The organism is Aeromicrobium sp. MLTX1, assembly GCF_046452335.1.
Classification (GTDB): Bacteria; Actinomycetota; Actinomycetes; order Propionibacteriales; family Nocardioidaceae; genus Aeromicrobium.
Map to the genome: position 1 here is coordinate 281,158 of NZ_JBKFDN010000003.1, position 19,426 is coordinate 300,583.

Genomic DNA, 19,426 nt, shown 5'->3' on the forward strand with positions numbered 1-19,426 from the left:
ACTCAGTGATGCTATCTACTGGTACTCAACAACACTGAGTAGCAGCAGGAGTGACGTGGGCAAGCAGCTGACCGAGATGCTCAAGGGCACGCTCGAGGGGATCGTCCTGGCGATCCTGTCGGACCGTCCGGCGTACGGCTACGAGATCACCTCGTGGCTCCGCGACCGGGGGTTCGCCGAGATCGCGGAGGGCACGGTCTACGCCCTGCTCATCCGCATCGAGAAGCGCGGGCTCGTCGACGTGGCCAAGGCGCCGTCCGAGAAGGGCCCGCCGCGCAAGGTCTACTCGCTCAACGACGAGGGCCGGAAGTACCTCGAGGAGTTCTGGGAGACGTGGAGCTTCCTGACCGAACGACTCGCCCAGCTCCACGAAGGAGAGAACTGACATGACCAACCCCATCTCCCGCATGATCGGCGAGAAGAAGCAGTGGCGGCAGTACAAGGCGCGTGTGGCGGCGCTCCCCCAGCCGCACCGCGCGGCCGCCGAGGCCGTCGAGCACTACCTGATGCGCGTCGGCGCGGTGTTCGTGAGCGACGCCCAGGGCCTGATGCAGATGTTCGACGACCTGGCCGAGCTCTTCGAGCAGTCCGCCGCCGACGGCACGCCCGTCCGCGACATCGTCGGCGACGACCCCGTGGCCTTCGTCGAGGACTTCATCACCAACTACCCGTCCGGCCGCTGGCTCACCAAGGAGCGCGAGCGGCTGAACGAGGCCATCGAGAAGGCGGAGTCATGAGTGCGATCAGCGTCCGCGACGTCCGGAAGTCGTTCGGCACGGTGGAGGTGCTGCGCGGGGTCGACCTCGAGATCGAGACCGGCAGCGTCTTCGCCCTGCTCGGCTCCAACGGCGCGGGCAAGACCACGCTCGTGCGGATCCTCGCCACCCTGCTGCGCGCCGACGCCGGCGAGGCCACGGTCGAGGGCTTCGACGTGGCCACGCAGAGCGGCGCCGTCCGCGGCGCGATCAGCCTCACCGGGCAGTTCGCCGCGGTGGACGGGATGCTCACGGGCCGCGAGAACCTCGTGCTCGTCGCGCGGCTCCGCCACGTCGACGACCCCGGCGCCGTCGCTGACGAGCTGCTCGCGCGGTTCGACCTCGTCGAGGCCGGCGGCCGGCGCGTCGGCACGTACTCCGGCGGCATGGTGCGGCGCCTCGACATCGCGATGAGCCTCATCGGCGACCCGCCGGTGGTCTTCCTCGACGAGCCCACCACGGGTCTCGATCCGCAGGCGCGGCTCGAGGTCTGGCGCACGATCGAGCAGCTCGCCGCCGGCGGCACCACGGTGCTGCTCACGACGCAGTACCTCGACGAGGCCGAGCACCTCGCCGACCACATCGCGATCCTGCACGGCGGCCGGATCATCGCCAACGGCACGCTCGAAGAGCTCAAGCGGCTGCTGCCGCCGGCGAAGGTCGAGTACGTCGAGAAGCAGCCCACGCTCGAGGACGTCTTCCTCGCCATCATCGGCACGCCCGAGGAGGCGGCATGACCACCCACTCTGTTCGATGGACCCTCATCAGCGACACCGCGGCCCTGACGGGCCGGTCGCTGCGGCACGTGCTGCGCAGCCCCGACACGATCATCACGACCACCGTCATGCCGATCCTGTTCATGCTGCTGTTCGTCTACGTGTTCGGCGGCGCGATCGAGGCGGGCACCGACGACTACGTCGACTACCTGCTGCCCGGCATCCTGCTGATCACGGTCGCCTCCGGCATCGCGTACACGGCGTTCCGGCTGTTCACGGACCTCCAGGGCGGGATCTTCGAGCGCTTCCAGTCCATGCCGATCGCTCGCTCGGCGGTGCTGTGGGCGCACGTGCTGACCTCGCTCGTCGCGAACCTCGTGTCGCTGGCCGTCGTGGTCGGGGTCGCGCTGCTGATGGGTTTCCGGTCGAGCGCGGGCGTGCTGGAGTGGCTCGCGGTGCTGGGCCTGCTGGTGCTGTTCACCCTGGCCCTGACGTGGCTGGCCGTGATCCCCGGGCTTACCGCCAAGTCGGTCGACGGCGCGAGCGCGTTCGCGTACCCGCTGATCTTCCTGCCGTTCCTCAGCTCGGCGTTCGTGCCCACCGCGACGATGCCCGGACCCGTGCGCGCCTTCGCCGAGAACCAGCCCGTGACGTCGATCGTCGACGCCCTCCGCGGCCTGCTCGACGGGCAGCCCGTGGCCTCCGACGTGCTCATGGCCACCGCGTGGTGCGTCGCCCTCCTGGTCGCCGCCTGGGTCCTCGCGACCGCGGTCCACCGGCGGAAGGTCAGGATGGGGGCATGACCTCCTCGCCGCAGCCCCGTTGGTTCACCGACACCCAGCCCGGCCACTCCCAGTGGTTCATCGAGCGGTTCCGGGCGCTGGAGGCCGACGGCGCCGACCTGCTGGGCGAGGCGAGGTTCGCCGACATGCTGGCGGCGCGCGGGTCCCGGATCCTCGACGCCGGCTGCGGCACCGGACGGATGGCCGCGGCGCTGCACGAGGCGGGACACACGGCCTACGGCGTCGACGTCGATCCCGAGCTGATCGCCGCCGCCGGGACCGACCACCCCGGTCCGACCTACGGCGTCGCCGACCTCAGCGAGCTGACGCTGGCGGACGTCGGCGGTGAGCCCGTGGACCTGGTCATGTGCGCCGGCAACGTCATGGTCTTCCTCGCCCCGGGCACCGAGCAACGGGTCCTCGAGCGGCTGTGCGCGGTGACCCGCCCCGGGGGCCGTGTCGTGATCGGCTCGCGACCCGGTGCCGACTACGGCTTCGAGGCCTTCGACGCCGACCTCGCCTCAATGGGAGAACGCGGCATCGCGACCGTCCAGCACCGCTTCGCGACGTGGCACCTCGACCCGTTCGAGCCCGGCGGCGACTTCGCCGTCACCGTCCTGGAGCGCGGAGAGGCGCCGATCGACGTAGCGTGAAGGGGAACCCGATCCTCGAAGGAGACTCCCCATGAAGCTGGCCGAACTCCCCCTGCGCCTCGCCACCGGAGCGTTCATCCTCAACAGCGGCCTGAGCAAGCGGAACCTGCCGCCCGAGGCGGCCGAGGGTCTCCAGGGCATGGCGGCGAACGCCGTGCCGCAGGCCAAGGAGATGGAGCCGACGGCGTTCGGCAAGGCGCTCAGCAACGGCGAGATCGCGCTCGGCGCGGCCCTGCTCGCGCCGTTCGTGCCCTCAGCGATCGCCGGCGCCGCCCTGACCGCGTTCGGCGGCGGGCTGATCAAGATGTACCTCAGCACCCCCGGCATGACCGCCGAGGGCTCCAGCGTCCGCCCCAGCCAGGACGGCACCGCGATCGCCAAGGACATCTGGCTCGTCGGCGCCGGCCTCAGCCTGCTGATCAGCGGTCTGACGCCGAAGAAGCCCCTGATCGGTCACTGAGCCGGTCGATCACCGTCTCCGCCGCGTCGCGCAGCGCCTCGCGCTGCGCGGGCGTGAGCGCGTCGAAGAACAGCTCGCGCACCTGCGCCACGTGAGCCGGCGCGGCGGAGCGGACGGTCGCCCAGCCTGCCTCGGTGATCGCCACGAGGGGCGCGCGTCCGTCCTCCACGCACGCCTCGCGACGCACCAGACCGCGCTGCTCCATGCGCCGGACCTGGTGCGCCAGCCGGCTCTTCTCCCAGCGGAGCCGGCACCGCAGCTCGCGTGCCCGCAGGACGCCGTCGGGCTCCTCGGAGAGGTGCGCCAGCACGGCGTAGTCGGCGGCCGAGAGGTCCGCGTTCGCCTTGAGACCCTGCGCCAGCTCGGCCATCAGGTCGTCGTGCATCGCGAGCAGCGCGCGCCAGGTGCGCTGCTCCTCGTCGTCGAGCCAGTCAGCCACGGGCGACCAGCTCGCGCACGGCGGGGGCGACCTCGGCCGCGAAACGCTCGGTCGTGGCGGTGTCGTCGGACGCGGCGATGAACCCGCTCGTGCCGTAGGTCAGCGCGATCTCCGCGATCTGCTCGGCCGAGAGATCCGGTCCGATGTTGAGCAGGCGGCGGATGTCGCGCGGGTCGCGACCCGCGCCGACGGCGGCATCGTCGATGCGCCGGTTCATGTCGGCCAGGTCCGACGCTCCGCCCTCGAGGTACGACAGCGACGGCAGCCAGCCGTCGGCCACGCGTCCCGTCATCCGCAGGATCCGCGGCTTGTACGCGCCGACCCAGATGCCGACCGGGTGCGCGGGCGCCGGGCCGCGCTTGGCGCCGTGCACGTCGTAGTGCTTGCCGCGGACCGAGAGCACCGTCTGGTCTCCGGTGTCCCAGATCCCGCGGATGATCTCGATGGCCTCCTCGAGCGCCTCGATGGACTCGCCCGGCGTGCGGCGCGGCCCGCCCATGGCGACGATCCCGTCCCAGAACGCGCCGGCACCGAGACCGAGCTCGATGCGGCCGCCGCTGAGCTGGTCGAGCGTGGCGACCGAGCGGGCCAACACGGCCGGCGGCCTCAGCGGCAGGCTCGTGACGTTCGCGGCCAGCGTGATCCGCTCGGTCCTCGCCGCCGCGAAGGCCAGCAGGGTGGAGGTGTCGTGGAACTTCGCGACGTACGGGTGGTCCTGGAAGGTCACGAGGTCGAGGCCCGCGCGGTCGGCCACGACCGCCTGCTCGACGGCGTGATGGACGGGCCGGTTCGTCGGGGTCACGAACGTCCCGAACAGCAGGTCGTGGCCGTAGTCGGTGGTGTCGGTCATGAGGCGCTCCTGGTGTCGGTGACGTCGATGTTGAAGTTGTCGCGGAAGAGGTTGTCCGGATCGAGCTCGGCCTTCAGCAGCCGCAGTCGTGCGAGCGTCGCCGGCGGGAACGCGTCGGCGAGTCGCGCCGGGTCGGTGCTGCTCTCGAAGCTCAGGTAGAGCCCGTCGGACTGACGACGCACGGAGTCGAACCAGTAGTCGAGCCGCTGCGCGTTCGAGCCCATCGCCGTGATCGAGTAGGTCGCGTCGCGGTGCGCGTAGGCCGTGGCGTCGACTGACACGTCGGCGATCGCGCCGCCGACGGTGCGGACCTGGAAGAAGTGCGAGGCACCGCTGTTGATGAGGTCGGCCGAGGCGGACGCCAGGCCCGGCGTCATCTCGCGAGCCAGGACCGAGCGCGAGACCGGCTCGCCGCGGCCGTGGTGCGGAGTCTCGGGGAACATGTTCATCACCGCTGCGTACGGCGCGACGACGACCTGCTGCTGCACGAGCGGCGCGGCCTCGGCGAACGGCTGGAGCTGGCTCACGATGACCTCGGGGTCGGAGGAGTCGACCATCGCCATCACCTGGGCCATCCCCTGCCCGAGGATGAGGAAGGGCGTGGTCTCGCGCGGCAGGTCCGCGACGACGCGACCGAACGACTCGAGGTAGGCGGCGGGGCCGGGAGCCCGGAACGCCAGCTGCGCCCAGCCGACGTCGGCGACCTCGTCCACCTCGAACTCGAATGCGACGGCGATGCCGAAGTTGGCGCCGGCGCCGCGGGCGGCCCAGAACAGGTCCGCGTGCTCGTCCGCCGTCGCGCGCACGAGGCTGCCGTCCGCGAGCACCATCTCGACGGCGCGCAGGTGGTCGATGGTCAGGCCGTGCGCACGACCGAGGAAGCCGATGCCGCCGGCCGTGGCGAGCCCGCCGACGCCCACTCCCCCGTAGTCGCCCGAGCTCAGCGCCCAGCCGTGCGGCTGGAGGGCCGTCGCGACGTCGCGCCACCGCGCGCCCGGCTCGATGCGCACCCGTCGGGTGGCCTCGTCGAGGACCGTGATCGCGTTCATCCGGCCGAGGTCGATCACCAGGCCGCCGTCGTTCGTCGAGCGGCCGCTGATGCCGTGACCGCCACTGCGGATGCCGAGCGGCAGGTGGCGGTGGGTGCGCGCGAAGGCGATCGCGCTGGCGACCTCGTCGACGTTCGTGGGTCGCAGGACGAGGCCGGGATCGCCGCCGCGCAGGTAGGTCGAGCGGAGCCCGGAGAACTCTCGGTCGCCGGGCTCGACCACACAGTGCGCGAGATCCGCCGGGACGTGGTCGTAGCCGATGCCAGGGCGGCGCAGGGCGCGCCGGCGTGGCTCCTCGACGGCACCACGCACCTTCGGGACGACGTCCTCGATGAACGTCCGCATCGCCGTCTCGTCGGCCCGCAGGACGAACGAGTCCACGCCGTGCTTCAGTGCGAGCGTCGTGAGCTCGTCGGCGCTAGCCGTGGTGATCGCGACCGCGTTCGCGGCCTCGCCCGGCCAGGCCGCGCTGACGACCTCGACGCGATCCTGCGACAGCCGCTGCAGGCTGCTCACGGCGTGAGCCGTCATCTCTGGCGTTCGCTCGGTCGGGTCCACGCGCGCCACGAGGCGCAGCGACTCGGTGCGCGCGGCCACCCAGGCGGCCGCGGTGAGCGCGTCGTCGTCGGTCAGCAGCGCGAAGTCGTAGCCGAGCGCTTCCGCGAGCTCAGCCGTCTCCGCCGTGGCCTCGATGCCGAAGCGGAGCGGATGGTCGTTCGCGTTGGTTGACACGTCAACATCTTAGTCACCGCCTGGTGAACGTCACGTGCACGACACCGCTCTCGGCGGTCTCGGTGTGCGGCTCGTGGGTGAGCTCGAGGCCCCGCAGGTCGTCCCACAGCCGGATGCCGTCGCCCAGGATCATCGGCGTGATGCCCACGTGGAGCCGGTCGACGAGGCCCGCCTTGAGGAACTCGCGCACGGTCGAGGCACCGCCGCCGATGCGCACGTCACCGCCGTTCGCGGCCTCCGTCGCCCGCTCGAGCGCCTCCTGCGGGGTCGCGGTGAGGAAGTGGAAGACGGTGCCGTTCTCGAACTCGATGTCGGCTCGCGGGGTGTGCGTCAGGACGAACACGGGGACGCGGAACGGCGGCTCCTCGCCCCACCATCCACGCCAGTCCGGGTCGTCGGGGAAGGTGTGAAGGCCAAACATGCCGGCACCCATGATCTCGGCGGCGATGCCCTCGAAGTAGGCGGCGGCGTACCGGTCGTCGACCCCGGTGGTGCCCTCCCCGCTCGTGTCGCCGAAGACGCGCTCGCGGAACGTGCGCGTCGCGGCGTAGGCGGCGACGAGACGCATCCAGTCCTGGCCGATCGGGTCGTCCGGCGTCCCGTCGGTGGTGGTGGCGAAGCCGTCGAGGGAGATGTTCAGATCCACGCGCACGCTCATGGGTCCTCAGTCTGGGGGCCGTGGGGCACCCAGACAAGACCTCGGTGCCCGTCCACTAGCGTGGGCCCGTGACCACGACGACCCGCCGCTTTGGCCACCGTCTCCTGCGTGACATCGGCGCTCCGGTCGAGGGCACGATCGTCGGCGCCGCGGCCGTGACGATCGCCGGTACGCACGCCCACTCGGCCACTCGCGTGGTGATCGCCTGGGCGGTCGTGACGATCGTGTACTGGCTCACCCACATCTACCTGCACGCGCTGCGCGACCAGCTCAGCCTCGAGGCCGCTCCCCTGCACCGCCGTCTGGCCGACAACGCCGGTCTGCAGATCGGCGTGCTCGTCGGGGGCGTGCCCGTGATCCTGGCCTACCTCGCGGCGGTCGCCGTCGGCGCGGATCTCGACACGGCCGTCTACGTCGCGCTCGGCTGGACCATCATCCAACTCGGCGCCACTGTCTTCATCGCGTCGTACGCGGCGCGCCTCTCGACGCGCCGCGCACTGCAGGAGTCGCTGATCGCCTCGCTGCTGGGCTTCCTGCTGATGGCCGCGAAGGTCTTCCTGCACTGACCTCGCTCAGCAGCTGAAGCCGGCGGCGGCCCGGTCGCGCGCCGCCTGCAGCTGGGCGAAGTCGTCGACGAGGGACGCACGCGCCTCCTCGGGAGTGGAGCTGCCGTCCACGTTCTCCACCGCGTCCTCGAAGCGGTCCCACGCGTCGTCCACCTCGTCCCAGGACGCCTCGTCGGCCTCCTCGATCCGGTCCTCGGCCTTCTCGACCGCCTTGCGGACCTCGAAGCGGGCGTCGCGCCACTCGTCGACCGTGGACTGGGCGTTCAGGGTCGAGCCGACGTCGGTCAGCGTGGTGCGCAGCTCGTCGATCGCCTCGCAGGCGGCGGCCTCCTTCTCCTCCTGCGACTGGCCGCAGGCGCTCAGGCCGAGGGTCAGCGCACTGGCGGTCAGGACGGTGGCGAGGGTCTTCTTCATGGTGCTCCTGCTCGGGGATGTCATGGGACGGGGACGAGTGCGGGGACCTGCCACGTGCCTTCGAGGACCTCGCGGCGCGGGCGGTAGAGGCGGACGAGGAAGTTCCAGCCCTCGGGCGTGGGGATCACGTTGGGCACCTCGGGCCCGAAGTCGCCGAAGCGCACGGTGACCGAGCCGTCCTCGTTCCGGGCGGCGGTGATGTCGTTGAGGTTGTAGGCGTCGCGGTCGTTCTTCGCGAAGAAGCCCTTCGCGTCGTAGACCGAGACCGACCAGAAGCCGTCGACGGGCACGTCGCGCATCGTCAGCTCGAAGCGTCCGTCGCCCTCCGGCTGGACGCCCACGTAGGCGGCCTCGGAGCTGGGCAGTCCGCCCCAGCCCGCGGCCGTGCCGATGAGGTGGCGGACGGGATCGACGTCCTCGGGACGGCCGAACATCCGGTCGAAGCCGGTGAGGCCGCGGGCGAGGTCGAGCAACGCGTCGCGCGTGGCGTCGAAGCTCGACGTGTCGTAGTCCGACGAGGCGAACGGCTCGTCGGATCCGGCCTCGATCGTCACCTGGTCCTGCAGACGGTTGACCTCGGCGACGTCGGCGGGATCCTGCGAGTCCACCAGGATCCGCAGCGCCACGGCGGCATACCGCGAGCCGACCTCGGCCTGCGTGAGGCGGTGGGTGCCGGGGTCGTGCAGCACGAGCGGGACGAAGTGGCCCTCGTTGACGACCATCGCCGACAGGTACCGCTCGCCGCAGTCGGGCAGCGTCAGGATCGCGTCCTGCGCGAGGTCGACGACGGCGAAGCTGTAGAGGGTGTCGCGATTGAGCCGCACGACGAGCTGGTGGTCGACGGGCGAGGGCTCGCGCACGTGCGAGAACTCGTTGACGCCGCCGGCATCGGCCTGCAGGTCGCGGAGCATGCGGGAGTTCTCGGCGTCGACGAAGTTGTCGACGTTGACGTGTACGGGCATGCGTCAGGCCTTGCGGGAGGCGAGGGCGCCCCAGGCCGCGGTCACCACGAGCGCACCGAGGAACGAGCCGATGAGGCCACTGGCCCGCAGCTCGATCCCGTCGCCGGCGATGAGGCTCGACACGAGGCCGCCGAGCAGCGAGCCGAGCAGGCCGGCGACGATCGCCACCGTCCAGTTCACCGACTCCATGCGACGGCCCAGGACCATCTGCGCCAAGCCGCCTACGAGGATTCCGAACACGATGATCGCGATGATGAGCATGCGGCCAGCGTAGGGGTCAGACGCCGCCACGGGCAGCCGTCGACGAGCGGTGACGCCCGCATTCACCCTCCCAGGGTGAGTCGCACGGCCTCGCGCCGCGTCGAGGCGCCCAGCTTGCGGTAGATCGAGCGCTGGTGCGTCTTGAGCGTGTTGGGCGAGACGTGCAGCGCCGCGGCGATCTCGGCGTTCGTCAGGGTGCTGCGCATGTAGGCCAGGATCTCGCGCTCGCGCGGCGAGAGCGCCGCCACGCCGGACGTCTCCTCGTCGGCGGCGCCCGTGGCCAGCAGTCCGGCCACGAACTCCGGATGGTGGGTGCCGCCCTCCAGGTGGGCCTCCAGCATCCGGCGCATGCCGGGCAGCGACAGGTCGTACGGCTGGGCGATGCCGAGCGGGACCGCCAGGTCGAGGCTGCGCTCCAGCAGCCGCGCGGCCGACGCGTGCTGCGCGCGCTGGCGCTGGACGAGGGCGTTCAGGGCCAGCGCCGCGACGCGGAGGTAGAGGGGCAGCTGCTCCAGCGGGGACAGCCGGCGCAGCTGGGCCGCGACCTCGGGCCAGCGACGCGCCCGGCACATCAGCACGGCGGCCTGGAGTCCGATCACGGGCACGTGGCCGCGATCGACGGCGGCCCGAGCGAGCTCGAGCGCGGTCGCGAGGTCGCCCTGGGCCGCGCGGATCATCGCCGCAGCCATCGTGGAGTAGTGGCCCCACGGCACGCCGTGCTGGTCGACGCTCGGGACGTCGCGCCGCAGCGCCTCGGCGCGCTCCAGCCGGCGCGGGTCGCCGGTGTCGCAGGCCACGAACGTGCACATGATCCGTGCCAAGGGCGCGTACGCCGCGGCCTCGTGCCGCTCGAGGACCTCGAGGAACCAGGCCTCAGCTGTCGTCGGGTCTCCCGACCAGTAGGCGATCCACCCCTCGGCGAAGGCCTCGATGCCGCCGTCGTAGACGTTCCACAGGTCGGTGCCGCGGCGCGTTCCGGGACCGAGCAGCTCCAGCTCACGCCTCGCGACCACGAAGTCACCGGCGAACGCGGCCGCGAAGGCGGCGTTGGCGTGCGCCCGGTGGGCCAGGACCGTGGCCCCGCGGCGCTCGGCGAGCTGGCTCGCACTGCGCAGCAGCTCGAGGGCGACGAGTGGCTTCCGGCGCAGTCGCATCTCTGCCCAGCCCAGCAGGAACAGCGTGTCCGCGTGCGCCGGGTCGCCGGGAGCGAGGTGGGTGCGCAGCAGCTCGTCGAGCTCGTCGCAGGCCGCCGCCAGCTCGGCGCCGTCGTCGATCACCAGCAGGCGCCCCCGGGCGAGGGCGAGGCACGCGTGGTCGGAGGGCTCGGCGGCCCGTCCCGTCGCCTGCTCCAGCAGCATCGTCGCCACGGCGCGCTGCCCGCCGAGGTCGGCGCAGACGGCCTCGACGACGAGGATCACGGGGTCCTCGCGGTGGCTCTGCGGCAGGCCGTCGACCGCCGCGCGCAGGATGTCGAGGTCCCCCTCGATCACGAGGGACAGCCAGTGCGCGGCGATCGTCTCCAGGACGAGGTCCGGATCGCCGGCGACGCGGGCCACGTCGAGCGCGGCCAGCGGGTCCGTGGGCCCGGCGAGGCGTGCGGCCGTGCGGCACAGCCGGACGAACTCGGCCGGATCGCTGCGCCTCAGGAGCGCGCGGCAGACCTGGGCGAAGCGGGCGTGCCAGCGGTACGCCACGTGGCCGTCGTGGGAGATCCGGGTGAGGAAGAGGCCGCGCGCCTCGGCGTCGGCCAGCAGCTGCTCCACGTCGTCGCGACCCGACAGCTCGCGCGCGGTCCAGTGGTCGAACTGGTCGAGCACCGTGGTGCGCAGGGCGACCTCCCGCAGCGGCGCGGGCAGCCGGGCGAGGACCTCGAGCTCGATGTACTCCCCCACCGACTCCTCGGTGCCCGGAAGGGTCGAGCCGGGCGTCAGCAGGTCGAGGCGCACGGCGACGGGCCAGCCGCCCGTGGCCCGCACGATCTGGTCGGCGTCGTCACCATCGAGCCGGGCGTCGACGCGCCGCCCGACCTCGATGACCTCGTCGAGCGTCATCCGCAGGTCGTCGGCCGCGACCTGGACGGCACGGCCGGTCGAGCGATGGCGGACGAGTCCGGGTGCGGGCGCACGCGTCGCCAGGACGATCGCGAGGTGGCTCGGCGCCGCCGCGAGGAGGTCGGCCACGAGGCCGTGCTCGGTGAGGCCCGGCACCTCGTGCGCGTCGTCGAGCGCCAGGACCACCAGGTCGGGAAGCGCATCCAGCGCCGTCAGCAGCTCGCCGAGCAGCTCCTGCAGCGGTGCCGCCCGACCACGGAGCCTGGCGAGCGGCGCGTACTCGTCGCCCGCGGTCGCGGCCGCCGCGGCCAGCGAGGCGAGGACGACGTTCGCGAGACGCTGGGGGTTCTGGGCGTGGGTGCTCAGGGAGACCCAGCCGACGGGGCACGACTGGGCGCGCGCCCACTCCGCCAGCACCGTGCTCTTGCCGAACCCGGCCGGCGCGACGATCTCCACCGCCGATGTGCCGGCCACGGCCTCGGTCAGGACCTCGACGAGCCGAGGTCGCGGGACGATCCCGGGCGCCGGCTCGGGCGGGCGGATCGCCATCCACGGCGCCGACCCGTCGACGATCGGCTGCCCCATGCGGGGCAGGCTATCGCAGGCGCTACGCGCCCCGGTCCAAACGTCCGACGGTCGATCAGGCGAGCGCCTTGGCCTTCAGGACTTCGAACTCCTCGGCCGAGATCGTGCCCTCGTCGAGCAGCGCCTTGGCGCTCGCGATCTGGTCGGCAGGACCGGCCGCGCCGGCCGGGGATGCGGCCACCTCGCGGATGTAGCTCTCGGTCGCGCGACGCGAGCGCTCGGCCGCCGCGATCGAGCGCTCCGTCATCCCCCGACCCCGGAAGATCACGTAGACCAGCGCCGTCAGCGCGGGCACGAAGATCAGGAACAGCAGCCAGACGGCCTTGAGCCAGCCCGACAGCTCGTGATCGCGGAACAGGTCGGCGATGACGTTGAACAGCACGATCAGGTAGGCCACGAAGAAGAAGGCCCACAGCATCAGCAGCACGAAGTCCCACACGTCGTTCATGTCTCTCCTCGGAGTCGGGGCGCGAGCGCGCCGGCACGATCCTCGCGGCTGGGACGCGCCGCGAGGACCGTTCGGCGCCGAACTCACCCTCGGCGGGTGAGTCGACTCCAGCTCCCTCAGAACCTCGAGAAGGGCCTCGGCGTGGCGTAGCCGAAGGTCGCGTTCTCGGCGAAGGCGTCGACGCCGAAGGTGGCGTTGAGGGCGCCCGCGGCGGTGTCGGTGAGGGTGAGCCTCACGGCACCGAGGTCACGACGGTCGGACCGCCGGATCTTGAACAGGTCGACCCGGCCGACGTCGCCGATCGTGCCGGTCACCTTGCCGCTGACGCGCAGGCGCGCCAGGTCGATGGTGAAGTCCGAGACTGTGATCGTCGCAGCCCCGGCGCTCAGGTTCAGACCCCCGCTGTGACGGATCTGCAGGCCCTTCAGGCGGTATCCCGTGATCGGGAACCGCGCGGCGAGCGTGCCCTTGTACGCGAACGCCTTCGCGCCCGCGGTCGGAGCGGGGGTGATGCCCGCGCCGGCGATCAGGTCGTAGACCGGCGGCGACACGACGACCTGCGTGTAGCCGACCTTCTGGTGGGTGTGCTTCGACGCGGCCTGTGCCGGCGTCCCCAGGGCGGTCGCCATGCCCAACGCGAGCACGACCGTCATCAACGCGAGAATTGCCTTCCTCATGATGAGTTCCCCTTTCGGCGACCGGCCGATCCGGCCGCTCGAGGGGGCTTCGTAGAGGACATCGATGCGGATGGGTCCGCATCGGTCAGGCTCGGTGGGCCTTCCAGATGCCCATGAGGAACAGGCTGATCGCCGACGCGATGGCCAGGGCGGTCCATCCGGCGGTCACGCCGTCGACGGCTCCTGATCGAGCGGGACCGAGGCTGAGCAGCGCGACGACGGAGGCCGCCCAGCAGCCCACGGCGACGAGCATGCCGATGCCGAGGATGATGCCGCCGACGTGGGAGGGTCTGGTGCCGTCGCGGTGGGCCTGGTCCTGCGGCTGACCGACGTGCGGCACGTGCAGGTGCGGCAGGTGGAGGTGGGCAGTGGCCATGATGCTCTCCTTCGCTCGAGGTCGCATCGACCGGTCCTTCGACTGTACGCCCGGTGCGCGAGGTCGACAACGGTGATTGAATGGCGCCGTGAACAAGCGTTCACGGCGCAGCGAGGCGCCGGCTCCCAGTGCGGCGCTGATCGTGACGACGCTGTCGCTGTGCGGCATCGTGGTCTCGCTCCAGCAGACGCTGCTCCTGCCCCTGCTCCCGGTCCTGCCCGACCTCCTCGACACGTCGGTCGACAGCGCCTCGTGGCTCGTCACGGCGACCCTGCTGGCCGGAGCCATCGCCACGCCGACCGTGACGCGCCTGGCCGACATGTACGGCAAGCGCCGCATGCTGACGCTGGCCCTCACGATCTCGGTCGTCGGCTCGCTGCTGGGCGCGTTCAGCCAGGACCTCGCGCTGCTGATCGTCGCGCGGGCGCTGCAGGGCGTCGGCACGGCAGTCGTCCCGGTCGGCATCGCGATCATGCGCGACGAGCTGCCGCGCGAACGCATCCCACTCGGCGTGGCCCTCATGAGCGCGACGCTCGCGATCGGAGCGGGCGTCGGGCTGCCCGTGGCCGGACTGATCTCCGAGCACCTCGACTGGCACGCGATCTTCTGGGTGACCGGCGCGGTCGGACTCGTCCTGCTCGCGGCGGCCATGGCGGTGCTGCCCGAGTCCCCCGTGCGGACGCGCGGCACGTTCGACATCCGCGGCGCCGTCCTGCTGTCGGCGGCGCTGACCGCGCTCATGCTCGCCATCTCGAAGGGCTCGATCTGGGGCTGGACCTCGCCGACCACGATCGGCCTCGTGGTCTCCGGCCTCGCGCTGCTCGCCGTGTGGGTCCCCATCGAGCTGCGGACGCCGAGCCCGCTCGTCGACCTGCGCGTGTCGTCGCGGCGGGCCGTCGTGCTCGTGAACTCGACGTCGATCCTCGTCGGCTTCGCGATGTTCGCCAACATGCTGCTGACCACGCAGCTGCTCCAGCTGCCCGAGGAGACCGGGTACGGGCTCGGCCTCGGCGTTCTGGAGACCGGCTGGTGGATGGTGCCGAACGCGGCCGCGTTCGGCCTCATGGCACCGGTCTCGGCGTGGCTCACGCGCCGCTTCGGCCCGCAGGTGACCGCGCTCTCCGGGACGCTCGTCATGGGCGTCGCATACGTCGTGCGGGTGTTCCTGAGCGACGACCTCGCCCAGGTCGTGATCGGCTCGGTCATCGTCGGCATGGGCACCGCCATGGTCTACGGCGCGCTGCCGACCATGATCATGCGCGCGGTGCCGGTCACCGAGACCGCGTCGGCGAACGGCCTCAACGTGCTGCTGCGGTCGATCGGCACCACGAGCGCGAGCGCGATCGTCACGGCCGTCACCTCCGCCTTCGTCGTGACGGTCGGCGGCCAGGAAGTGGCCAGCGAGCGCGCCATCACGGTCCTCTTCTGGCTGGCGGCGGCCATGTCCCTGGCGGGCGCGGCGGTGACGATCCCGACGCTGCGGATGCCGGACTTCTCGCCCGACGCCGACCGCGCCGGCACGGCGACCACGAGTCGCCCGACGCGCGTGGTGCGCGGCCAGGTCGTCGACGAGAACGCGCGCCCGGTGCGCAGCGCGGTGGTGACCGTGCTGACCACCGACGGCTCCGCCGTGGACTGGGGCCAGGCCGACTCCGAGGGTCAGGTGGCCGTCGCCGTGCCGGGCCCGGGCGACTACTTCGTGGTCACCTCGGCCGACGGCTGGCAGCCGCGGTCGCGCGTCGTCGCGCTCGGCGACGAGTTGCGGATGCCGCCGCTCGTGCTGCGCCACCGGCTGACGCTCGAAGGCACGATCTCCGACACCGACGGCGCGCCGATCCCCGGCGCGCTCGTCATCCTGACCCACCACGCGGGCGAGGCGGTCCACTCCACGCGCACCGACCACGACGGCCGCTACGCGGTGCCGCGGCCGCCGAACGGGCGCTACGTGCTCAGCGCGATCGCCGACAACGGCGCCACGGGCGCGCGGCCGGTCACCGTCTGGGAGGCCAACCGCACGGCCGACCTCACCCTGGGGACTCCCCTCGCATGACCGAGCCCGGAGATCCCGAACTGCGCACGTCGGTGCTGCAGGCTGCCGAAGAGCTGTTCGCCCGCAACGGCTTCCCGGAGGTGACGATCCGGGCGATCGCCGCGCGAGCCGGCACCTCCCCGGCCCTCGTCATGAAGGTCGCGGGCAGCAAGGAGGAGCTGTTCCACCGCACAGCGACGATCACCGCGCCGACCCTGCCCGACGTGCCCACGACCGAGCTCGGCGCGACCCTCGTCGAAGAGCTCGTCGACCGCCAGCGGCGCGGGGACCTCGAGCACCTCGGGCGCGCGCTGATGCTCCGCGTCAACGCGCCCGATCCCGACGCGGTCCGCGAGAAGTTCCTCCGCGGCTACGTCGACCCGCTGGCCGACCGGCTGGAGGGTCCCGACGCGCGCCGGCGCGCCGAGCTCGCCGTGGCGGCGCTCACCGGTCTGGCGACCGTGCTGCGCTTCTTCGAGAGCCCCGGGCTGCTGGCCGACCTCGACGGGGTCGAGCAGGCCTACGGACCGATCGTCCAACGGCTGCTCGACGGTGCGTGAGGGAGCGACCGCCGCCCGACTTGGGCATGCTTGCGGTCATGACGATCCTGGACGACAACCGGTACGTGGCGCTGGCTCGACTCGTACGGCGCCACGGCCGGTCCGACCTGCTCGCCGGGGCCCACCTGGACGAGTTCGACATCGACGACGAGACCCCGCTCGGCGACGCCGAGCGTGCGGAGGCGTTCGCCGCCGACCTCGAGCGCATGGGCCCCACGTTCATCAAGCTCGGTCAGCTGCTGTCGACCCGCTTCGACCTGCTGCCCTCGTCGTACACCACCGCCCTGGAGCGCCTCCAGGACGAGGTCGAGCCCATCGACTTCGAGAGCGTGCGCGAGGTCGTGGAGACCGAGCTGGGAGCCACCCTGAAGGAGCGCTTCAGCGACTTCGACCCCGAGCCGCTCGCCGCCGCCTCGCTCGGACAGGTGCACCGGGCGGTGCTCCGCAACGGGCGCGAGGTCGTGGTGAAGGTGCAGCGGCCCCACGTCCGCGAGACGGTCCGCGAGGACATGAAGGTGCTCGGCCGCCTCGCCCGCGTCGCCGACAAGCGCACCGAGACCGGGCGCAGCTTCGGCTTCGGTCGCCTGCTCGACCAGTTCCGCCGCTCGCTCGCCGGCGAGCTCGACTACCGCCGCGAGGCGCGCAACCTCGTGACCTTCGGCGAGCTCACGGCGGCCTACGACCTGTTGGTCGTCCCCCAGCCCGTGCCGGCGTACACGACCTCGAAGGTCCTCGTGATGGACTACGTCGAGGGCCGCAAGGTCACCGACATCGGCCGGCTGGGCCTGGTCGACATCGATGCGCGGCCCATCGTCGAGCAGCTGTTCAGCGCGTACCTGCACATGATCCTCGACGCCGGCATCCTGCACGCCGACCCGCACCCGGGGAACCTGCTGCTCACCGACGACGGACGGCTCGCGCTGCTCGACCTCGGCATGACGGCCTCGGTCCCGCCGCGCGTCCAGCACGACATCATCAAGCTGCTCCTGGCCATCAGCGACGGCGACGGCGAGGAGGCCGCCTCGATCCTCGCGAGCGCCGGACACAAGCTGGACGGGTTCGACGCCGCGGCGTTCCGCGACGACGTCGCCCACCTCGTCTCCGAGGCCGTCGCCAGCGGCTCCGACGTCGAGGTCGGCGCCGTGCTGGTCGACCTGAGCCGACTGTCCGGCGGCCACGGGCTGCGCCCGCCCGCCGAGATGTCGATGGTCGGCAAGGCGCTGCTCAATCTCGACCGGGCCACCTCGCACCTCGACCCCGGGTTCGCACCCGCCGAGGCGATCCGCGAGAACGTCTCGAGCATCTTCACCGCCGGCCTGACGATGTCGCCGGGCGGGATCGTCGCGGCGGCGATCGAGTCGCGGACCTTCGTGGCCGAGCTGCCCAAGCGCGCGAACCGCATCATGGACGCGCTCGCCGAGGGCGAGTTCCGGGTCAAGGTCGACGCCGTCGACGAGGAGCGCCTGCACACCGTGCTCCAGCGCGTCGCGAACCGGCTGACGCTCGGCATCATCATCGCCGCCACGATCCTCGGCGCCGCCCTGACGATGCGCGTCCCCTCGGAGTGGACGCTGCTCGGCTACCCCGGCCTGGCGATGCTGCTGTTCCTCTTCGCCGTGTGCGCCGGCGTCGCCCTGGCCGTCTGGATCGTCATGACCGACCGCAAGGTGGCCCGCACGGAGCATCCGACGGGGCCACCTCGGACGTAGCTCACGCCGGGGCGAGATCGATCCGCGGCCAGGCGCCCACGTCACGCAGCAGCTGGCGATCGTGGGTCGAGACGACCACGGCCGCCTCGGTCGCACGGAGAGCCTCGGTGAGCTCGTCGACGAGCGCGATCGACAGGTGGTTGGTGGGCTCGTCGAGCAGCAGGACGTGGGGGCGCGCCGCCAGCACGAGTGCGAGGTCGAGCCGTCGCTGCTGGCCCATCGACAGCTCGCCGATCCGCCGGCCGGCATCGCGCGCGCGGAGCAGCCCGAGGGACGAGAGCCCGATCCCGTCCGCGCGCTCGGCGAAGACGTCCGTGGCCCGGCGGTCGGACGGCAGCGTCGCCTCCTGGCCGAGGAGACCGAGACGGGTCCCGGCGGCTCTCCTGACCGAGCCCGTGTCCGGAGCCAGCGCGCCCGCCACCACCCGCAGGAGCGTGGACTTCCCGACGCCGTTCGGCCCCGTGACCACGAGCCGGTCCCGGGCCGACAGCACGAAGGAGACGGGGCCGGCCAGTCGCTCTCGCACCGCGACGTCCTCGACCGTGAGCAGGGTCGCGCCCGCGCGCGTCGGCAGGTCGGGGAAGCGGAGCTCCTGCGGAGGCTCGGGCACCGAGATCGCGTGCGCCTCGAGCGCCTCCTGCCGCCGGTGCACGCTCTGCACCAGCCCGCCGGCGCGCGTCGCCCGGCCGTGCTTGTTCGTGCCCTTCTCCGGACGCCAGCGCGACACGAGGCGATTCTGTGCCTCGCTCAGGCTCGCCCGGAGCCTCACCGCCTCGGCCTGCTGACGCTCGTACTCCTGCTCCCAGCGCTCGCGCTCGGCGAGACGGCCCGCGCGATGGCCCGCGTAGCCGTCGCCGTGGACGCGCGGGCGCCCGTCGGCGGTGGGGTCGAGGTCGACGATCGTCTCGGCCACGTCCGACAGCAGCGCGCGGTCGTGGCTGACGAGCACGACACCGCCGCGGCGACGGCGCAGGTGCTCGGTGAGGAAGTCCAGGCCGCTGCGGTCGAGGTGGTTCGTCGGCTCGTCGAGCAGCAGGAGGTCGTCGTCCGCCCCGAGCAGGCAGGCGAGTCGCACGCGGTAGCGCTGACCGACCGAGAGCTCGGCCAGCGGTCGCTTCCGGTCGGTCTCCGCGCTGAGGGCCTCGAGCGCGATCTGCACGTGACGCTCGGCGTTCCAGGCGTCGAGCGCCTCGGCGACCTCGAGAGCCCGGGCATAGGACTCCTCCGCTGCCTCCCCACCTTCGGCGAGGTCGAGCGCGGCGGCATCGAGGGCATCCAGTGCGGCGAGCGCGGGAGCGATGGCCTCGGCCACCGCCTCCCCGACGGTCCGCTCATCGGCGGGCATCTCCTGCTCGGCGACGCCGATCGTGCCGACGCGCTGGACGGTGCCCTCGTCGGGCAGCAGCGTCCCGGTCAGGACGTGGAGCAGCGTCGACTTGCCACGGCCGTTCTCCCCCACGATCGCGAGGCGCGACGTGGGGCTGACGGTGAGGTCGACGTGCTGGAGGACGGGATGGCCCCCGCGTGTCACGGACACGTCGGAGACGGTGATCTGGGCGCGACGGCGCGCCGGAAGAGGGTGGGTGTGCATGCAACGTTCCTTCGGGACTGACGGGACCCCGCGCAGGGGTCTGGACGAGCGGTGAGCCGCTCGACCGTCAGAGGAAGTACAGGTGCATGTCTCCAGCCTAACC

General features: G+C 72.1%; 22 protein-coding genes. 10 read left to right on the top strand and 12 right to left on the bottom strand.

All coding sequences use genetic code 11. The features are described from left to right. The first annotated feature begins 55 nt into the window (after positions 1 to 55). Genes ACK99Q_RS16850 through ACK99Q_RS16875 form a run of 6 tightly spaced genes read left to right on the top strand, consistent with a single transcriptional unit; the run spans position 56 to position 3,366 of the window. Positions 56 to 385 carry a PadR family transcriptional regulator gene (locus ACK99Q_RS16850; RefSeq protein ID WP_410187253.1) on the top strand — a complete coding sequence of 110 codons (330 nt, stop codon included), beginning with the start codon at positions 56 to 58 and terminating at the stop codon, positions 383 to 385. Position 386: 1 nt separating this feature from the next. Continuing rightward, on the top strand, positions 387 to 737 hold the full coding sequence (locus ACK99Q_RS16855) for a DUF1048 domain-containing protein (protein WP_410187254.1): 351 nt from the start codon (positions 387 to 389) through the stop codon (positions 735 to 737). After that, the gene (locus tag ACK99Q_RS16860; protein WP_410187255.1) at positions 734 to 1,492 is read left to right on the top strand and encodes an ABC transporter ATP-binding protein; all 759 of its coding nucleotides are present in this window, start codon (positions 734 to 736) and stop codon (positions 1,490 to 1,492) included. The genes ACK99Q_RS16855 and ACK99Q_RS16860 overlap by 4 nt, the downstream gene beginning before the upstream one ends. Further along, a complete protein-coding gene (locus ACK99Q_RS16865; RefSeq protein ID WP_410187256.1) occupies positions 1,489 to 2,274 on the top strand; it encodes an ABC transporter permease in 786 nt (261 codons plus the stop codon). The genes ACK99Q_RS16860 and ACK99Q_RS16865 overlap by 4 nt, the downstream gene beginning before the upstream one ends. Next, positions 2,271 to 2,906 carry a class I SAM-dependent methyltransferase gene (locus tag ACK99Q_RS16870; protein ID WP_410187257.1) on the top strand — a complete coding sequence of 212 codons (636 nt, stop codon included), beginning with the start codon at positions 2,271 to 2,273 and terminating at the stop codon, positions 2,904 to 2,906. The genes ACK99Q_RS16865 and ACK99Q_RS16870 overlap by 4 nt, the downstream gene beginning before the upstream one ends. Before the next feature lie 31 nt (positions 2,907 to 2,937). Then, the gene (locus ACK99Q_RS16875) at positions 2,938 to 3,366 is read left to right on the top strand and encodes a hypothetical protein (RefSeq protein WP_410187258.1); all 429 of its coding nucleotides are present in this window, start codon (positions 2,938 to 2,940) and stop codon (positions 3,364 to 3,366) included. On the opposite strand, the gene ACK99Q_RS16880 is transcribed toward ACK99Q_RS16875, so the two are convergent. The 4 genes from ACK99Q_RS16880 to ACK99Q_RS16895 are packed head-to-tail and all read right to left on the bottom strand — an operon-like array spanning position 3,326 to position 7,094. Then, positions 3,326 to 3,805 (bottom strand): MarR family winged helix-turn-helix transcriptional regulator, encoded by a 480-nt coding sequence (locus tag ACK99Q_RS16880; RefSeq protein WP_410187259.1) that lies wholly within the window; start codon positions 3,803 to 3,805, stop codon positions 3,326 to 3,328. The genes ACK99Q_RS16875 and ACK99Q_RS16880 overlap by 41 nt on opposite strands. Further along, positions 3,798 to 4,655, bottom strand: coding sequence for an LLM class flavin-dependent oxidoreductase (locus ACK99Q_RS16885; RefSeq protein ID WP_410187260.1), 858 nt, complete (start codon positions 4,653 to 4,655; stop codon positions 3,798 to 3,800). Before ACK99Q_RS16885 ends, ACK99Q_RS16880 begins: the two co-directional genes overlap by 8 nt. Beyond that, positions 4,652 to 6,436, bottom strand: a complete 1,785-nt coding sequence (locus ACK99Q_RS16890; RefSeq protein WP_410187261.1) for an FAD-binding oxidoreductase — start codon at positions 6,434 to 6,436, stop codon at positions 4,652 to 4,654. The genes ACK99Q_RS16885 and ACK99Q_RS16890 overlap by 4 nt, the downstream gene beginning before the upstream one ends. 13 nt (positions 6,437 to 6,449) lie before the next feature. Then, a complete protein-coding gene (locus tag ACK99Q_RS16895) occupies positions 6,450 to 7,094 on the bottom strand; it encodes a dihydrofolate reductase family protein (protein ID WP_410187262.1) in 645 nt (214 codons plus the stop codon). Positions 7,095 to 7,162: 68 nt separating this feature from the next. Between ACK99Q_RS16895 and ACK99Q_RS16900 the strand changes: the two genes are divergently transcribed. Continuing rightward, positions 7,163 to 7,660 carry a hypothetical protein gene (locus ACK99Q_RS16900; RefSeq protein ID WP_410187263.1) on the top strand — a complete coding sequence of 166 codons (498 nt, stop codon included), beginning with the start codon at positions 7,163 to 7,165 and terminating at the stop codon, positions 7,658 to 7,660. 6 nt (positions 7,661 to 7,666) lie between these two features. Here ACK99Q_RS16900 and ACK99Q_RS16905 read toward each other — a convergent pair whose 3' ends face one another. The 7 genes from ACK99Q_RS16905 to ACK99Q_RS16935 form a co-directional block, all read right to left on the bottom strand. Then, positions 7,667 to 8,074, bottom strand: coding sequence for a hypothetical protein (locus ACK99Q_RS16905; protein WP_410187264.1), 408 nt, complete (start codon positions 8,072 to 8,074; stop codon positions 7,667 to 7,669). Positions 8,075 to 8,094: 20 nt separating this feature from the next. After that, positions 8,095 to 9,036, bottom strand: coding sequence for a DUF1214 domain-containing protein (locus tag ACK99Q_RS16910; protein WP_410187265.1), 942 nt, complete (start codon positions 9,034 to 9,036; stop codon positions 8,095 to 8,097). 3 nt (positions 9,037 to 9,039) lie between these two features. Then, the gene (locus ACK99Q_RS16915; protein ID WP_179425793.1) at positions 9,040 to 9,297 is read right to left on the bottom strand and encodes a GlsB/YeaQ/YmgE family stress response membrane protein; all 258 of its coding nucleotides are present in this window, start codon (positions 9,295 to 9,297) and stop codon (positions 9,040 to 9,042) included. 62 nt (positions 9,298 to 9,359) lie between these two features. Continuing rightward, positions 9,360 to 11,933: a LuxR C-terminal-related transcriptional regulator gene (locus tag ACK99Q_RS16920; protein WP_410187266.1), complete on the bottom strand. Its 2,574-nt coding sequence runs from the start codon at positions 11,931 to 11,933 to the stop codon at positions 9,360 to 9,362. Between the two features lie 55 nt (positions 11,934 to 11,988). Beyond that, positions 11,989 to 12,381 carry an SHOCT domain-containing protein gene (locus ACK99Q_RS16925; RefSeq protein WP_410187267.1) on the bottom strand — a complete coding sequence of 131 codons (393 nt, stop codon included), beginning with the start codon at positions 12,379 to 12,381 and terminating at the stop codon, positions 11,989 to 11,991. A gap of 116 nt (positions 12,382 to 12,497) precedes the next feature. Further along, the gene (locus ACK99Q_RS16930) at positions 12,498 to 13,058 is read right to left on the bottom strand and encodes a hypothetical protein (RefSeq protein WP_410187268.1); all 561 of its coding nucleotides are present in this window, start codon (positions 13,056 to 13,058) and stop codon (positions 12,498 to 12,500) included. Between the two features lie 85 nt (positions 13,059 to 13,143). Beyond that, positions 13,144 to 13,434 carry a hypothetical protein gene (locus ACK99Q_RS16935; protein WP_410187269.1) on the bottom strand — a complete coding sequence of 97 codons (291 nt, stop codon included), beginning with the start codon at positions 13,432 to 13,434 and terminating at the stop codon, positions 13,144 to 13,146. A gap of 88 nt (positions 13,435 to 13,522) precedes the next feature. Here ACK99Q_RS16935 and ACK99Q_RS16940 point away from each other — a divergent pair, with 88 nt between their 5' ends. The 3 genes from ACK99Q_RS16940 to ACK99Q_RS16950 are packed head-to-tail and all read left to right on the top strand — an operon-like array spanning position 13,523 to position 17,732. Beyond that, positions 13,523 to 15,484 carry an MFS transporter gene (locus ACK99Q_RS16940; RefSeq protein ID WP_410187270.1) on the top strand — a complete coding sequence of 654 codons (1,962 nt, stop codon included), beginning with the start codon at positions 13,523 to 13,525 and terminating at the stop codon, positions 15,482 to 15,484. Then, entirely contained in the window at positions 15,481 to 16,023 is a 543-nt protein-coding gene (locus ACK99Q_RS16945) for a TetR family transcriptional regulator (protein WP_410187271.1), read from the top strand. Before ACK99Q_RS16940 ends, ACK99Q_RS16945 begins: the two co-directional genes overlap by 4 nt. A gap of 38 nt (positions 16,024 to 16,061) precedes the next feature. Beyond that, positions 16,062 to 17,732, top strand: coding sequence for an ABC1 kinase family protein (locus ACK99Q_RS16950; protein ID WP_410187272.1), 1,671 nt, complete (start codon positions 16,062 to 16,064; stop codon positions 17,730 to 17,732). A gap of 1 nt (position 17,733) precedes the next feature. Here ACK99Q_RS16950 and ACK99Q_RS16955 read toward each other — a convergent pair whose 3' ends face one another. Next, complete coding sequence (locus tag ACK99Q_RS16955; protein ID WP_410187273.1) at positions 17,734 to 19,323, bottom strand: ABC-F family ATP-binding cassette domain-containing protein; 1,590 nt, start codon at positions 19,321 to 19,323, stop codon at positions 17,734 to 17,736. Between the last annotated feature and the right edge of the window lie 103 nt (positions 19,324 to 19,426).

What these genes read in the sequence shown, in the direction of transcription:
- ACK99Q_RS16935 (WP_410187269.1), bottom strand. Translation starts at nt 13,434, where the DNA reads ATGGCCACTGCCCACCTCCACCTGCCGCACCTGCACGTGCCGCACGTC.
- ACK99Q_RS16875 (WP_410187258.1), top strand. Translation starts at nt 2,938, where the DNA reads ATGAAGCTGGCCGAACTCCCCCTGCGCCTCGCCACCGGAGCGTTCATC.
- ACK99Q_RS16885 (WP_410187260.1), bottom strand. Translation starts at nt 4,655, where the DNA reads ATGACCGACACCACCGACTACGGCCACGACCTGCTGTTCGGGACGTTC.
- ACK99Q_RS16855 (WP_410187254.1), top strand. Translation starts at nt 387, where the DNA reads ATGACCAACCCCATCTCCCGCATGATCGGCGAGAAGAAGCAGTGGCGG.
- ACK99Q_RS16895 (WP_410187262.1), bottom strand. Translation starts at nt 7,094, where the DNA reads ATGAGCGTGCGCGTGGATCTGAACATCTCCCTCGACGGCTTCGCCACC.
- ACK99Q_RS16955 (WP_410187273.1), bottom strand. Translation starts at nt 19,323, where the DNA reads ATGCACACCCACCCTCTTCCGGCGCGCCGTCGCGCCCAGATCACCGTC.
- ACK99Q_RS16920 (WP_410187266.1), bottom strand. Translation starts at nt 11,933, where the DNA reads ATGGGGCAGCCGATCGTCGACGGGTCGGCGCCGTGGATGGCGATCCGC.
- ACK99Q_RS16950 (WP_410187272.1), top strand. Translation starts at nt 16,062, where the DNA reads ATGACGATCCTGGACGACAACCGGTACGTGGCGCTGGCTCGACTCGTA.
- ACK99Q_RS16865 (WP_410187256.1), top strand. Translation starts at nt 1,489, where the DNA reads ATGACCACCCACTCTGTTCGATGGACCCTCATCAGCGACACCGCGGCC.
- ACK99Q_RS16925 (WP_410187267.1), bottom strand. Translation starts at nt 12,381, where the DNA reads ATGAACGACGTGTGGGACTTCGTGCTGCTGATGCTGTGGGCCTTCTTC.
- ACK99Q_RS16915 (WP_179425793.1), bottom strand. Translation starts at nt 9,297, where the DNA reads ATGCTCATCATCGCGATCATCGTGTTCGGAATCCTCGTAGGCGGCTTG.
- ACK99Q_RS16860 (WP_410187255.1), top strand. Translation starts at nt 734, where the DNA reads ATGAGTGCGATCAGCGTCCGCGACGTCCGGAAGTCGTTCGGCACGGTG.
- ACK99Q_RS16870 (WP_410187257.1), top strand. Translation starts at nt 2,271, where the DNA reads ATGACCTCCTCGCCGCAGCCCCGTTGGTTCACCGACACCCAGCCCGGC.
- ACK99Q_RS16910 (WP_410187265.1), bottom strand. Translation starts at nt 9,036, where the DNA reads ATGCCCGTACACGTCAACGTCGACAACTTCGTCGACGCCGAGAACTCC.
- ACK99Q_RS16930 (WP_410187268.1), bottom strand. Translation starts at nt 13,058, where the DNA reads ATGAGGAAGGCAATTCTCGCGTTGATGACGGTCGTGCTCGCGTTGGGC.
- ACK99Q_RS16905 (WP_410187264.1), bottom strand. Translation starts at nt 8,074, where the DNA reads ATGAAGAAGACCCTCGCCACCGTCCTGACCGCCAGTGCGCTGACCCTC.
- ACK99Q_RS16945 (WP_410187271.1), top strand. Translation starts at nt 15,481, where the DNA reads ATGACCGAGCCCGGAGATCCCGAACTGCGCACGTCGGTGCTGCAGGCT.